Origin of the sequence: Erwinia psidii (genome assembly GCF_003846135.1) — a bacterium.
Lineage (GTDB): Bacteria > Pseudomonadota > Gammaproteobacteria > Enterobacterales > Enterobacteriaceae > Erwinia > Erwinia psidii.
The window spans coordinates 72,452-86,086 of record NZ_RHHM01000010.1; the positions used below are offsets into that span (position 1 = coordinate 72,452).

Here is a 13,635-nt window from a genome sequence, read left to right on the forward strand (position 1 = left end):
CTGAGTCAGCAGGTCATGCAGCGTTCGCCAGCAGCTGATCCATCAATTCACGTACCCATTTCATCCGTAGTTTGCGTTCGCTCAGATCGCGTATAAACCTGAGCTTTGTCGGGCCATCCAACCGCCAGTGCTGTGGCGCTTTTTGTAACAGACCAATCATCCAGACGGGATCGACCTTGTTTTTCGCGCCAAACTCAATAAAGCCGCCTTTCTCGCTGGCTTCCACCCGGCGGATACCAATTTTTTGCGCGGTTAAACGTAGCGCGGCGATATCCAGCAGATTACGGGCCGCATCCGGTAACGAGCCAAAGCGGTCAATCAGTTCCACCTTGAGATCGTCGAGTTCACTTTCTTCCGCGCTGGCAATACGCTTGTAGAAGGACAGGCGGGTGTTAACATCCGGGATAAAGTCATCCGGTAACAGCGACGGTATGCGTAATTCGACCTCGGTCTGATTGCTGGTCAGATCCTCCAGCGAAGGCTCGCGCCCCTCTTTCAGGGCATCTACCGCATTTTCCAGCAGCTCCATATAGAGCGAAAAACCAATCGACTCCATCTGCCCGCTCTGATCCTCTCCCAGCAGTTCGCCAGCGCCGCGAATTTCCAGATCGTGAGTGGCCAGGGCGAAACCGGCACCCAGATCCTCCAGCGAGGCAATCGCTTCAAGACGCTTGTGGGCATCGGTGGTCATTGCTTTTGGATGCGGTGTCAAAAGCCAGGCATAGGCCTGATGATGTGACCTGCCGACGCGACCACGAAGCTGGTGCAGCTGTGCCAGACCAAAGTGATCGGCACGCTCAATGATAATGGTGTTAGCGGTGGGAATATCGATGCCGGTTTCGATAATCGTGGTGCAGACCAGTACGTTAAAACGCTGATGGTGAAAATCGTTCATTACCCGTTCCAGCTCGCGCTCACGCATCTGACCGTGCCCGATGGCAATGCGAGCTTCAGGCACCAGTCCCGCCAGGCGGCTGGTGGCCTTGTCGATATTTTCCACATCGTTGTACAGGTAGTACACCTGGCCACCACGCAACACTTCACGCAAAATAGCCTCACGCACCACCAAATCATCATATTCCCGGACAAAGGTTTTCACCGCCAGACGACGGGCCGGTGGCGTGGCGATAATTGACAGATCGCGCATACCGCTCATTGCCATATTCAGCGTGCGCGGGATCGGGGTGGCGGTCAGCGTCAGAATATCCACATCAGCCCGCATCGCCTTGATACGCTCTTTATGCCGCACGCCAAAGCGGTGTTCCTCATCAACGATCAGCAGCCCTAAATCGCGCCATTTAATATCGCCCTGCAACAGCTTATGGGTACCGATTAAAATATCCACTTTGCCTTCCTGGGCATCGTTCAGCACCTGAGTCTGTTCTTTGGCGGTACGAAAGCGGGAAAGCATTTCAATCCGCACTGGCCAGTTGGCAAAGCGATCGCGGAAGTTGTCGTAATGCTGCTGTGCCAGCAGGGTGGTCGGCACCAACACGGCAACCTGCTTGTTATTGTCCACCGCGAGGAAGGCCGCGCGCATTGCCACTTCGGTTTTACCGAAACCGACATCGCCACACACCAGCCGGTCCATGGCCAGCGGCTGGCACATATCACTTAACACCGCATTGATCGCCTGAGCCTGATCCGGGGTGGTCTGAAAGGGGAAACTCTGGCAGAACAGCTGATACTGTTCACGGCAGTGTTTAAAAGCAAAACCCGTTTTCAGGGCGCGTTGGGCATAAATATCCAACAGTTCAGCCGCCACGTCGCGGACCTTTTCGGCTGCTTTCTGTCGGGCGCGGGTCCATGCGTCGCTGCCCAGTTTATGCAGCGGCGCATTTTCATCAGCGCCCCCGGCATAGCGGCTAATCAGATGCAGTGAGGAGACAGGCACATAGAGTTTTGCCTCGCCGGCATAGGCAAGCATCAGGTATTCCGCGGTAATGCCGCCGGTTGCAAGCGTGGTCAGGCCAATGTAGCGTCCAACACCGTGTTCAAGATGGACCACCGGCTGACCGGGATGCAGCTCTGCCAGATTGCGGATCAGCACATCCGGGTTAATGGTTTTGCGGCTGTCCGAACGGCGGCGGCTAATCCGCTCACCCAACAAATCACTTTCACAAATCAAAGCGCGTTGACGCAGGCTGTCGATAAAGCCGTGCTCGCTGGCACCGATCATCAGATACTGGCCCGGCTGGTGTAACGCCTGCAGGCTGAGGATCGTCTTTGGGGCGATTTTGATTCGGGCCAACAGCTCCTGCAATGCTTCACGGCGGCCTTCACTCTCCACCGAAAACACGACCGGGCCGGAAAATGATTCAAGAAAATGGCGAAGGCCATCCAGTGGCGCTTTCGCCTGGGCCTGCACAGCCAGATCGGGCAGTGGCTGATAGCCGAGATTGGTATTGGCCGCTTTTTCAGGCAGCGTGTCATGATTAAGCCGGACACGCGGCCATTTTTTCATTTCGCTGAACAGTTGCTCAGTACGAAGCCACAACGTGTCTGGCGGCAGCAAAGGACGCATGGGATCGACCCTGCGGTTTTCGAAACGCGCCATCACGTCCAGCCAGAAACGATCGGCACTGCTGTCGATGTCGCCATAGCTGAGTAGCAGGGCGTTGGCTGGCAGATAACTGAATAACGGTAGCAGCGGCTGATCGAAAAACAGCGGCTGCCAGTATTCAATCCCGGCAGGCAGGGTGCCTTTGCTCACCTGCTGATAAATATGCTCTGCTTCGCGCCGTACATCGAAATGTTCCCGCCATTGTGTACGAAACAGCTCAATGGCGGTTTTGTCGGTTGGGAACTCATGTGCTGGCAGCAAATTAATTACCGCAACCTCTTCCAGCGTGCGCTGGCTGTCAACGTCAAACAGACGCAGGCTGTCGATGTCCTCATCGAAAAAATCAATGCGGTAAGGCTGCACACTCCCCATCGGGAAGATGTCCAGCAGCGCACCGCGTGTGGCGTATTCGCCATGTTCCATCACCTGATCCACATGGCGGTAGCCAGCCTGTTCAAGCTGTGAACGTAAGGTATCACGGGACAGGCGCTGTCCTTTTTTCATTACCAGCGCATGGCCATGCAGGAAACTGTGTGGGCACACCCGTTGCATCAATGTATTCACCGGCAGGATCAGCACGCCGCGCTCCAGAGTGGGCAGGCTGTACAGCGTGGACAAACGCGAAGAAATTATGTCCTGGTGAGGAGAGAAACTGTCAAAGGGCAGGGTTTCCCAGTCGGCCAGGCTGAGAACCGTCTCGTTGCTGAATTGCTGGATCTCATCGTGCAAACGCAGGGCGTTTTGCATATCCGGGGCAATCAGCACTACCGGTCCTTGATGACGTGCAATAATTTCTGCGGCCTCAACGGCACATGCTGCACCGCTCAGTTGCCCCAGCTGGCGCTGGTCACCTGCTTTAATGGGCAGGGTGTATCGGTATTGTTCAGGCATAATCAGTCAGGCTGTCTCTTGACGATAAGGAGAGCAGGGAACCTCAGGTCCCCATTCGGCTAACGGAGTATACCTCTATTTTGACGATTGTTGCCTGTTGTGCACGCCGGGGTGGTCAATGTTTGCCCATATCAACTCTTTTTCACCGTGATAGCTGTGATTGCCGTCATCCCAGGTGATGTAATAGCCCGCTGCGCTATTATCCTGTTCGAAAACATTAAGCACCGTCCCTTTGATATTGCCGGTGGTGTGTCTGACAATACTGCCTTTGGGGTATCTGGACATTTTTATCACTCTCACATTCAGCGCCTGTCGTAGAGGCTGTTCTGTTGGTCAGCCCGGTGCGGGGCAGTACCGCGATGCTGCATGGCCTGTTGCGCGTCGGTAAAAACAGTGTATGCCGATGGCTGTCGAACAATGCCGCAGTTAATGGGTGTTTTTTGTCCGATATTGCGGCATTTACGCCGATCAAGGACAGGAAGACAAAACAATCGTGCATACTCTGCGGTCTGGAGGTTCCATAACGCCGGACTGTCCTTTATCATCCTCGATCACTTTTTTACTTTATCCATCGCCAAAAGACGGATTACATGTATCAACCTGTCGCGTTATTTATCGGTCTGCGTTACATGCGTGGACGAGCATCCGACCGTTTCGGACGGTTTGTCTCCTGGCTTTCAGCCATTGGTATCACTCTGGGCGTGCTGGCCCTGGTCACCGTGCTGTCGGTGATGAATGGTTTTGAGCATGAACTGGAAAAAAGCACGCTCAACCTGATGCCCCAGGCGCTTATCACCGGTGAAAAAGGTGCCATCGATCCGCAGCAAATTCCTGCTGCCTCCCTGAAACTACGCGGAGTGAACCGCATCACGCCGCTGACCACGGCCGATGTGGTACTGCAAAGCGCCCACAGTGTTGGCGTGGGGGTGATGCTGGGGATTGCGCCTGATGAGCCCGACCCACTGACGCCTTATCTGAATAACGTCAGCCAGAGTGTGCTTCAGCCCGGGCAGTACAACGTGATTCTGGGGGAACAGCTGGCACAGCAGCTTGGGGTCAGCAAGGGCGATGCGTTGCGTTTGATGGTGCCCTCCGCCAGCCAGTTCACGCCGATGGGTCGCCTGCCCAGCCAGCGCCTGTTCACCGTGGTGGGCACCTTTGCTGCCAACAGCGAGGTGGATGGCTACCAGATTCTGGTGAACCAGCAGGACGCTTCGCGCCTGATGCGTTATCAGGCGGGTAACATCACCGGCTGGCGTCTGTGGCTTGACAAACCGCTGCAGGTTGATGCCCTGAGCCAGCAAACGCTGCCACAGGGACTGGTGTGGAAAGACTGGCGAGAGCGAAAGGGCGAACTGTTTCAGGCGGTCAGAATGGAGAAAAATATGATGGGTTTATTACTCAGTCTGATTGTCGCTGTTGCCGCCTTTAATATTATTACCTCGCTGGGTTTGCTGATCATGGAAAAACAGGGAGAAGTGGCGATACTGCAAACCCAGGGGTTGACGCGTCGCCAGATTGTGATGGTGTTTATGGTGCAGGGCGCAACCGCCGGTATTGTCGGTTCGGTGCTGGGGGCGTTGCTTGGGGTACTGCTCGCAAGCCAGCTTAACAATCTGATGCCGCTGATTGGCGCATTCCTCGATGGCGCGGCGCTACCTGTCGACATTTCCCTGCCACAGGTGCTGACCATTGTGATCGTCGCAATGGTGCTGTCGCTGCTCTCCACCCTGTATCCTTCCTGGCGGGCTGCCGCCGTTCAACCCGCTGAGGCTTTACGTTATGAGTAATTCATCCCTGTTACAGTGCGACAACCTTTGCAAGCGCTACCAGGAAGGGAGCGTACAAACCGATGTGCTGCGGAATGTCTCTTTCAGCGTTGCGCCCGGCGAGATGATGGCGATTGTCGGTAGTTCCGGTTCCGGTAAAAGCACCCTGATGCACCTGCTTGGCGGGCTGGATACACCCACTTCCGGCGAAGTGGTGTTTGACGGCCAGTCACTCAACCGGATGTCCCCGACGGCCAGAGCCGGGTTACGTAATCGCGAACTGGGCTTTATTTATCAGTTCCACCATCTTTTGCCGGATTTCAACGCGCTGGAAAACGTCGTGATGCCGTTGCTGATTGGCAACGTCGCCAAAGGGGAAGCACAGGCAAAAGCACTCGATATGCTCAGCGCCGTTGGCCTGGAAAAACGCGCGCATCACCGACCTTCTGAACTTTCTGGTGGAGAGCGCCAGCGCGTGGCGATTGCCCGTGCGCTGGTGAATAACCCGCGTCTGGTGCTGGCCGATGAGCCAACCGGTAATCTGGATGCGCGCAATGCTGATGCCATTTTCGATCTGCTTGGTGAGCTGAACGTCAGGCAGGGAACCGCTTTCCTGGTGGTGACCCACGATTTGCAACTGGCAAAACGCCTTAAACGGCAGATGGAAATGCGCGATGGTCAGTTGAGCGACACCCTGACCCTGGCAGGGCTGATGTAATGGCGAACTCTCTCTCTCTTCTGCTGGGTCTGCGCTTCAGTCGTGGACGTCGTCGTGGCGGTATGGTGTCGCTGATTTCAGCGATCTCCACCCTGGGTATCGCGCTGGGGGTAGCGGTGTTAATCATTGGCCTCAGTGCGATGAACGGCTTTGAGCGTGAGCTGAACAACCGCATTCTCGCGGTGGTGCCGCACGGTGAGATCGAACCGGTGAAGCAGCCGTTTACCGGCTGGCAGTCGTTGTTGCCGCAGGTGGAGCAGGTCAAAGGCATTGCCGCTGCCGCGCCCTATATTAATTTCACCGGCCTGATTGAAAGCGGCGTTAAGTTGCAGGCGATCCAGATTAAAGGGGTTGACCCGCAGCAGGAAATGAAATTAAGCGCGCTGCCCGCCTATGTGCAGGACCATGCCTGGCAGAGCTTTGGCGCCGATAAGCAGCAGATTATTCTGGGGCAGGGGGTGGCCAAAAGCCTTAACCTGAAGCAGGGTGACTGGCTGACGGTGTTGATCCCCGACAGCAGCCAGGGACAGAAACTGTTACAGCCAAAGCGTGTACGCCTTCAGGTGAGTGGTATTCTGGCGCTCAGTGGTATGCTCGACCACAGTCTCGCACTGGTCCCGCTGGCCGACGCGCAACACTATCTCAATATGGGTGACAACGTCACGGGTATTGCACTGAAAATGTCTGACCCGTTTGCCGCACAGAAACTGGTGCGCGATGCCGGTGAAGTGACCCATTCCTACGTGTACATTCGCAGCTGGATCGGCAGCTACGGCTATATGTACCGGGATATCCAGATGATCCGCGCCATTATGTATCTGGCGATGGTGCTGGTGATTGGCGTCGCCTGCTTTAACATTGTTTCCACGCTGGTGATGGCGGTAAAAGACAAGAGCAGCGATATTGCTGTGTTACGTACCCTTGGCGCAAGGGACGGGCTGATCCGTGCGATCTTTGTCTGGTATGGCCTGATGGCCGGGCTGCTGGGAAGCGTCAGTGGTGTGGTGGTCGGCGTGCTGGCGGCCCTGAACCTCACGACGATTATCCATGGCATTGAAACCCTCACCGGTTACCATTTCCTTTCTGGCGATATTTACTTTATCGACTTTCTGCCATCTGAAGTTCACTGGCTTGATGTGGTCACTGTGTTGCTGACGTCACTATTACTGAGCCTGATTGCCAGCTGGTATCCGGCCAGAAGAGCGAGTCGAATCGATCCTGCTCGCGTACTGAGTGGCCAGTAAGCACAGGCCCGCATTCCCTTTCCGGCACGTTAAGGAGTAAAGAAGTTATGATGCGTACCCCCCGTCGCCGCCTGAGACTGGCACGTTACAAGAAAACCCGACGTCAGGTGCATCAGCGCTTTCGTCAGCGCATTTTTGAGCGCGACCGTAATATTGAAATTGCCCGTCATCCCCTGCCACGGGTGGTGGTGCTGACCGGCGCGGGGATCTCCGCTGAATCCGGTATCCGCACCTTCCGCGCCGATGAGGGGCTGTGGGAAGATCACAGGGTGGAAGACGTGGCGACCCCGGAAGGATTCTCCCGCGATCCGCATAAGGTACAGGCGTTTTACAATGCCCGCCGTCGTCAGTTGCAGCAACCCGATATCGCACCAAACCAGGCGCATCTGGCGCTGGCGGAGCTGGAAGCCGCGCTGGGCGACCATTTTCTGCTGGTGACGCAAAATATTGATAACCTGCATGAACGCGCGGGTAGCCGCAATGTCATTCATATGCACGGTGAACTGTTAAAAGTACGCTGTGCCACCAGTGGGCAGGTGGTGCAGTGGCAGGAAGACCTTAATCCTGGCGATCGCTGCCACTGCTGTCAGTTCCCCTCCGTGTTGCGTCCACATATTGTCTGGTTCGGTGAGATGCCATTACAGATGGATGAAATTTACACGGCGCTGGCAAACGCTGATTATTTTGTGGCGATTGGCACATCCGGTCATGTTTATCCGGCGGCGGGCTTCGTTCACGAGGCAAAATTACAGGGGGCCTGGACGGTGGAGCTGAATCTACAACCCAGCCAGGTCGGCAGCGAATTTGAAGAGAAGGATTACGGGCCGGCCACTGAGGTGGTGCCGGGGTTTGTGCAACGCCTGCTGCATAAGATTCGCTGCTAAGCGGATGCCGCGTACCGGAGGTGTTCGCGGCGACCCTGTAACGTTTTTCCTCGCTATCCCGGCAGGCTGATGTGGCGTTGTCTGGCCTTTACGCCTGTCAACACAAACACGATGACAAATACCAGCGAAAAAAGCACCACAATGGTTGGGGCAGGGGCGCTGTCGATAAAGAAAGACAAATAAACGCCGCAGAAGGCAACCCCCACAGTGAGCACCGTCGCCACCAGCATCATACCGGCGAAGGTTCTAGTCAGTAGCAGGGCAATGGCGCCGGGGGCGATCAACAGCGACAGCGACAGAATGATGCCGACCGCTTTCAGCGCCGCCACAATGGTAAGCGCGGTCATGCACAGCAGCCCGTAGTGCAACAGTGAGGTTTTCAGCCCGCAGGCGCTGGCCTGAACGGGATCAAAGGCATGAAGCAGAAAATCGCGCCATTTCATCAGGAAAATCAGCATAATCAGCAGCGCGATAAGCCCGGTCTGTATCAAATCGTCACCGTTGATCCCCAGCATATCCCCAAAGAGGATATGATCGAGATGGATTTCCGCCTTAACCGCAACGGACAGGATAAGCCCAATCGCGAACATGGCCGAAAAGACAATGCCCATCAGCGCATCCTGCCTGATGCGGGTGTTTTCTTTTAAAAAACCCGTCGCCAGCGCACAGAACAGCCCGGCGAAAAAAGCACCAATGGCAAAAGGTAAACCGGCCAGGTAAGCCAGTACCACGCCCGGAAACACCGCATGGCTCATGGCATCGCCAAGCAATGCCCAGCCTTTCAGCACCAGCAGACAGGAAATTAACGCCGTTGGAACCGCCAGCAGAACGGCTACCAGTAGCGCATTGATCATAAAATCAAACTGAAAGGGTTGCAGCATAAGTGTGAGCAGGCTCATGGCGTTTCTCCTTCGCCGGTCAGTACCTCAACCGTCCGCCTGTGCCGTGTAAGCCAGCCATATTTCGGTGAAAACAGAAAGGCCAGCAGGAAGATCAGCGCCTGGGTTACCACGATAATGCCCCCCGTTGCGCCATCGAGAAAAAAGCTTATCCAGGCACCGAAAAAGCTGGTTACCACGCCAATGATAATCGCTATCACCAGCATCCTGGAAAAGCGGTCAGTCAGTAAATAGGCGGTGGCGCCGGGGGCGACTACCATACAAATCACCAGAAATGCGCCGACGGTTTGCAGCGCCGCTACCGTGGTGACGGAGAGCAGGACAAAGAATAGCGCCTTGAGACGGGATGGATTGAGTCCAACGGTGCGCGCATGTTGCTCGTCGAAAAAGGTGACCATCAGATCCTTCCATTTCAGCAATAAAACCATCAGACATACAACGCTGCTGATGGCTAACTGCCAGGTATCAGCCGGTGTGATGGCCAGAATATTGCCTGAAATGATGGTCTGAATATTTACCGAGGTTGGATTCAGCGACACCATAAACAGCCCAAAACCGAAAAACGATGAGAAGATAAGGCCGATGATGACGTCTTCACGCAGGCGGGTTCGCTGATGCAAAAACAGCATGGCTGCGGCCGCGAGACCACCGGAGAAAAAAGCGCCCAGAGAGAAGGGTAATCCGAGCATCCAGGCCCCCGCCACGCCGGGAACGATGGCATGCGACAGCGCATCGCCAATCAGCGCCCAGCCCTTGAGTATCAGGTAGCAGGAGAGAAAGGCGCAAACGCCACCCACCAGTGCTGAAACCCACATGGCGTTGAGCATGTACTGATAGTTGAACGGTTCCAGCAGTGTGCCTGTCATCTTTTTTCCTTTAAGGGCAGCGGATCTTCACCCCTGTGCACCACATCATTCGACATCAGCGGATGTAAAATGCCATCAAAGGCTCTGCTCAGGTTCGACGCGGTGAAGATGTCGGCGGTCGGTCCACAGGCCAGTACCGTGCCTTTAACCAGCACGGTGTAATCGCAGAAGCTGTTGACCGTGGAAAGATTGTGGGTGGAGACCAGCAATGTGCAGCCCTCATCCCGCATCTGTTGCAACAGGGAAATAAGCTGTCGTTCGGTGTTGAGGTCAATGCCAGTGAACGGCTCGTCCAGCAGCACAATTTTTCCTCCCTGGGCGATGGCCCTGGCGAGAAAAATGCGTTTTTTCTGTCCGCCGGAAAGTTCACCAATTTGCCGGTGACGGAAATCACTCATCCCTACCCGGTCAAGTGCGGCTGCCACCGCATCATGGTCGGCTTTGCGCGGAATGCGCAACATGCCCATGTGACCATAGCGGCCCATCATTACCACATCTTCGGCCAGTACCGGGAAGTGCCAGTCAACGTCTTCCGACTGCGGAACATAAGCCACCTGGTTCTGCCGTAACGCGGTGCGGGTTGGTACGCCCATCAGGCTAATATCGCCCTCAGTCAGCGGCACAAACCCCATAATCGCTTTAAACAACGTGGACTTTCCAGAGCCATTGATCCCCAGCAGTGCGGCAAGGGTGCCTGTTGGTATACTCAGGCTGGCATCCCTCAGGGCGGTGTGACCATTGCGATAAGTCACGGTGACGCCTCGTGCACTGATCCCTGGACTGTCGGACAGGGCGCGTTTCATGGTTTCAGCCCCTCATTAATACCATCAACCACTGCCGCCGTGGTTACGTGCAGTAAATCGAGATAAGTCGGAACCGGTCCGTCGGCATTGCTGAGCGAGTCAACATAAAGCACGCCGCCGTAATGTGCCCCGGTCTCTCTGGCAATCTGGCGGGCAGGTTTATCAGAGATGGTGCTTTCACTGAATATTGTCGGGATGGCGTGTTTTTTCATCATATCAATGACCTGGCGTACCTGTTGCGGCGTGCCCTGTTGATCGGCATTGATTGGCCACAGGTAAAGTTCTTTCAGACCGAGATCGCGAGCCAGATAGGAGAACGCGCCTTCACTGGTCACCAGCCAGCGTTTATCCGCCGGGATTTGGTCGATCTCTGCACGCAGGGGCTGCAGCGTGTTGGCAATTTTTTGTTGATAAATTTGCGCATTCTTACGGTAAATTGCTGCATTTTGCGGATCGTACTTCTCCAGCGCATTGCGGATGTTATCGACATAAATGCGCGCATTTTCCGGTGACATCCAGGCGTGAGGATTGGGTTTCCCATTGTAAGGCCCCGCGGTGATCCCGAGTGGGACAATCCCTGAGGAGACTTCCACTTCTGGCACACCGGGTAAGTGTTGATAGAACTTTCTGAACCACAGCTCCAGATTAAGGCCATTGGAGAGGATCAGTTGCGCCCCCTGAGCGCGCCTTATATCGCCAGGCGTTGGCTGATACTCGTGGATCTCCGCGCCTGGCTTAGTGATGGATTCCACCACGGCTGCGTCTCCCGCCACGTTTCTTGCCATATCAGCAATCACCGTGAAGGTGGTGATGACCCTGAATTTCTCCTGCGCCATCACGGCGGGTGCGTTGACTAGCAGAATCAGAACCAGTCCGTGCAGAAGGCGACGTTTCCCTGCATGTAGTAGCCATTTTTTCATTATTGTTTCCCTGATTGCGCAAAATAGCGATGGCTATAAAACATAGCACTTGCTATATGCAAATGGCAATGATTCTCATATGAGAAATGTGAAAACGTTGCATCGGGTGGATGCTCACTGGATAGCGAGCAGCAGGGCGGCCCGGGCTTACTTTGCCGATATGCGACGCACGGGGAGTGAGAGCAGCAGATAAGCGATAATGCCCCCTGCCAGCCCCCAGAATGCAGCCCCAATGCCCAACAGTGTCAGGCCAGATATTGTTATCAGAAAGGTAATGATCGCTGCTTCACGCTGTTTCTCGTTCGCCAGTGCCTGTTGCAGGCTGCCGGCAATAGTGCCGAGCAGCGCCAGCCCGGCGATAGCGTGGATCAGGGAGGCGGGGAGAATGCTAAACACCAGGCCAATCATGTCGCCAGACAGGCCGGCCAGCAGATAAAAAAGACCGGCACAGACGGTTCCCCAGTAGCGTCGCTGCGGGTCGGGATGTACTTCTTTTCCCATACAGATGGCCGCAGTAATTGCGGCGATGCACACAGAAAATCCACCAAAGGGAGCCAGCAGCAGAGAAGTAAGACCGGTTACGCTGATCAGAGGGGAAACCGGCACCTGCCAGCCGCCGGCTTTCAACGTCGCGATGCCTGGGGCATTCTGTGAAGCCATGGTGACGACAAAAAAAGGCATACCAATGCCCAGTAGCGTGCTGAGCGTAAAATGAGGGGCGACAAATTCCGGTAGTGCAAAAGAGTATGGTTGCGTTGAAAAGTGAATATCACCCTGAACGACAGCCACCGCCAGACCAGCCAGCAGCGCCGTCACAATGGCGTAACGTGGCAGACAGCGTATAGCTATCAGGTAACTCAGACACATACAGGCCGTCAGCACGAAATCAACCTTAAAAGAGGCAAAAGCATCGATGCCAAAACGCAATAAGATCCCGGCCAGCATGGCAGATGAAATCGCCTGCGGGATATAGTGCATCAGCCTGGCAAACAGCCCGGTAATGCCACAAAGAAAAATTAAACCGGAGGCAAAGACAAACACGCCGACCGCCTCCGCCAGGGAAGTACCCGGAAGCGAGGTGACCAGCAGGGCGGCACCGGGTGTTGACCATGCGGTAAGGATCGGGGCGCGATAGTACAGTGACAGCCCAACAGAGGTCAGCCCCATTGCCAGTCCCAGCATGCATAGCCAGCCGCCAGTCTGTACAGCAGAAGCGCCGGCTGCGCTGGCGGCCTGGAAAATGATGGCCGCAGAACTGGTATAACCCACCAGTACGGCAACAAAACCGGCCATCAGGGCAGGAAATGTTATATAAGACAAGGATAAAGGAGCGCGCATAATGGCTACCCGTATGTGCGTTATAACGTGCAGGCTAGCAGTGTGCGTCATAGCATGCAAGTGATAGACTGACTTTCCCGACCAGGAGGTGACATGACAAATCCCAGTTTTCAAACCGGACTGACCCTGAAGTCTTTGCGTCTTTCCCGTGAGTGGAGTCTGACCCGCACCGCGAAAGAGACGGGCGTGAGTAAAGCCATGCTGGGGCAAATTGAACGAGGTGAATCCAGCCCGACAGTGGCGACGTTATGGAAAATTGCCACCGGCTTTAACGTCCCTTTTTCCCATTTTATTCCCGTATCTGAACCACAGGAGCCGGAACAGGTCATGCGAAGCGGGCAGGCTGTGCCACGTCGACAACGCACTGTGGCGATGCAGGCTACGCCGCTGTTTCCTTATGATACAGCGTTGCACTTTGATGTGCTGGCGGTGGAACTGATTGCCGGTGCAGTCAGTGAGTCATCAGCGCATGAAACCGGGGTGATTGAACATGTGGTGGTGACGGAAGGTGAGTTGCAACTGGCAGTAAACGGTAAATGGCATACCCTTAAAGCGGGTGAGGGGTTGCGTTTTCAGGCGGATTGCCCACACAGCTATCTTAACGTGAGTCTTAAGACGGTTAAATTCCTCAGTCTTATCCACTATCCACAGCAGTGAGAACCGTGTTGAGAGATAAGCCAGCTGCTTAACTGACCTGAAGCAATAATTGCCCGGCAAAAGTTGCTGATAATGAAATCTGT

At 55.1% G+C, this 13,635-nt stretch carries 12 protein-coding genes; 5 read left to right on the forward strand and 7 right to left on the reverse strand.

The genetic code is table 11. The annotated features are described in order from the left end of the window. Positions 1 to 13: 13 nt before the first annotated feature. Positions 14 to 3,454 (reverse strand): transcription-repair coupling factor, encoded by a 3,441-nt coding sequence (gene mfd / locus EB241_RS13595; RefSeq protein WP_124233679.1) that lies wholly within the window; start codon positions 3,452 to 3,454, stop codon positions 14 to 16. A 75-nt stretch (positions 3,455 to 3,529) separates the two neighbouring features. Continuing rightward, on the reverse strand, positions 3,530 to 3,739 hold the full coding sequence (locus tag EB241_RS13600) for a hypothetical protein (protein ID WP_124233680.1): 210 nt from the start codon (positions 3,737 to 3,739) through the stop codon (positions 3,530 to 3,532). A gap of 305 nt (positions 3,740 to 4,044) precedes the next feature. Here EB241_RS13600 and lolC point away from each other — a divergent pair, with 305 nt between their 5' ends. The 4 genes from lolC to cobB are packed head-to-tail and all read left to right on the forward strand — an operon-like array spanning position 4,045 to position 8,069. Beyond that, positions 4,045 to 5,244, forward strand: a complete 1,200-nt coding sequence (gene lolC / locus EB241_RS13605; RefSeq protein ID WP_124233681.1) for a lipoprotein-releasing ABC transporter permease subunit LolC — start codon at positions 4,045 to 4,047, stop codon at positions 5,242 to 5,244. Then, positions 5,237 to 5,941, forward strand: coding sequence for a lipoprotein-releasing ABC transporter ATP-binding protein LolD (lolD, locus tag EB241_RS13610; RefSeq protein ID WP_124233682.1), 705 nt, complete (start codon positions 5,237 to 5,239; stop codon positions 5,939 to 5,941). Before lolC ends, lolD begins: the two co-directional genes overlap by 8 nt. Beyond that, positions 5,941 to 7,185: a lipoprotein-releasing ABC transporter permease subunit LolE gene (gene lolE, locus EB241_RS13615; RefSeq protein ID WP_124233683.1), complete on the forward strand. Its 1,245-nt coding sequence runs from the start codon at positions 5,941 to 5,943 to the stop codon at positions 7,183 to 7,185. The genes lolD and lolE overlap by 1 nt, the downstream gene beginning before the upstream one ends. A 50-nt stretch (positions 7,186 to 7,235) precedes the next feature. Next, positions 7,236 to 8,069, forward strand: a complete 834-nt coding sequence (gene cobB, locus EB241_RS13620) for a Sir2 family NAD+-dependent deacetylase (RefSeq protein WP_124233746.1) — start codon at positions 7,236 to 7,238, stop codon at positions 8,067 to 8,069. A 53-nt stretch (positions 8,070 to 8,122) separates the two neighbouring features. Here cobB and EB241_RS13625 read toward each other — a convergent pair whose 3' ends face one another. The 5 genes from EB241_RS13625 to EB241_RS13645 all read right to left on the reverse strand — a co-directional run bounded on the left by EB241_RS13625 (position 8,123) and on the right by EB241_RS13645 (position 12,895). Continuing rightward, positions 8,123 to 8,962, reverse strand: coding sequence for a metal ABC transporter permease (locus EB241_RS13625; RefSeq protein ID WP_324128831.1), 840 nt, complete (start codon positions 8,960 to 8,962; stop codon positions 8,123 to 8,125). Positions 8,963 to 8,964: 2 nt separating this feature from the next. Further along, a complete protein-coding gene (locus EB241_RS13630) occupies positions 8,965 to 9,834 on the reverse strand; it encodes a metal ABC transporter permease (protein WP_124233685.1) in 870 nt (289 codons plus the stop codon). Next, positions 9,831 to 10,637: a manganese/iron ABC transporter ATP-binding protein gene (locus EB241_RS13635; RefSeq protein ID WP_124233686.1), complete on the reverse strand. Its 807-nt coding sequence runs from the start codon at positions 10,635 to 10,637 to the stop codon at positions 9,831 to 9,833. Before EB241_RS13635 ends, EB241_RS13630 begins: the two co-directional genes overlap by 4 nt. Further along, on the reverse strand, positions 10,634 to 11,557 hold the full coding sequence (locus tag EB241_RS13640; protein ID WP_124233687.1) for a metal ABC transporter substrate-binding protein: 924 nt from the start codon (positions 11,555 to 11,557) through the stop codon (positions 10,634 to 10,636). Before EB241_RS13640 ends, EB241_RS13635 begins: the two co-directional genes overlap by 4 nt. Positions 11,558 to 11,704: 147 nt before the next feature. Then, positions 11,705 to 12,895 (reverse strand): benzoate/H(+) symporter BenE family transporter, encoded by a 1,191-nt coding sequence (locus tag EB241_RS13645; RefSeq protein WP_124233688.1) that lies wholly within the window; start codon positions 12,893 to 12,895, stop codon positions 11,705 to 11,707. Positions 12,896 to 12,988: 93 nt separating this feature from the next. Between EB241_RS13645 and EB241_RS13650 the strand changes: the two genes are divergently transcribed. Beyond that, complete coding sequence (locus tag EB241_RS13650) at positions 12,989 to 13,552, forward strand: helix-turn-helix domain-containing protein (protein ID WP_124233689.1); 564 nt, start codon at positions 12,989 to 12,991, stop codon at positions 13,550 to 13,552. Positions 13,553 to 13,635: the final 83 nt, after the last annotated feature.

What these genes read in the sequence shown, in the direction of transcription:
- lolE (WP_124233683.1), top strand. Translation starts at nt 5,941, where the DNA reads ATGGCGAACTCTCTCTCTCTTCTGCTGGGTCTGCGCTTCAGTCGTGGA.
- EB241_RS13630 (WP_124233685.1), bottom strand. Translation starts at nt 9,834, where the DNA reads ATGACAGGCACACTGCTGGAACCGTTCAACTATCAGTACATGCTCAAC.
- EB241_RS13640 (WP_124233687.1), bottom strand. Translation starts at nt 11,557, where the DNA reads ATGAAAAAATGGCTACTACATGCAGGGAAACGTCGCCTTCTGCACGGA.
- EB241_RS13635 (WP_124233686.1), bottom strand. Translation starts at nt 10,637, where the DNA reads ATGAAACGCGCCCTGTCCGACAGTCCAGGGATCAGTGCACGAGGCGTC.
- EB241_RS13645 (WP_124233688.1), bottom strand. Translation starts at nt 12,895, where the DNA reads ATGCGCGCTCCTTTATCCTTGTCTTATATAACATTTCCTGCCCTGATG.
- EB241_RS13600 (WP_124233680.1), bottom strand. Translation starts at nt 3,739, where the DNA reads ATGTCCAGATACCCCAAAGGCAGTATTGTCAGACACACCACCGGCAAT.
- lolD (WP_124233682.1), top strand. Translation starts at nt 5,237, where the DNA reads ATGAGTAATTCATCCCTGTTACAGTGCGACAACCTTTGCAAGCGCTAC.
- lolC (WP_124233681.1), top strand. Translation starts at nt 4,045, where the DNA reads ATGTATCAACCTGTCGCGTTATTTATCGGTCTGCGTTACATGCGTGGA.
- mfd (WP_124233679.1), bottom strand. Translation starts at nt 3,454, where the DNA reads ATGCCTGAACAATACCGATACACCCTGCCCATTAAAGCAGGTGACCAG.
- EB241_RS13650 (WP_124233689.1), top strand. Translation starts at nt 12,989, where the DNA reads ATGACAAATCCCAGTTTTCAAACCGGACTGACCCTGAAGTCTTTGCGT.
- cobB (WP_124233746.1), top strand. Translation starts at nt 7,236, where the DNA reads ATGCGTACCCCCCGTCGCCGCCTGAGACTGGCACGTTACAAGAAAACC.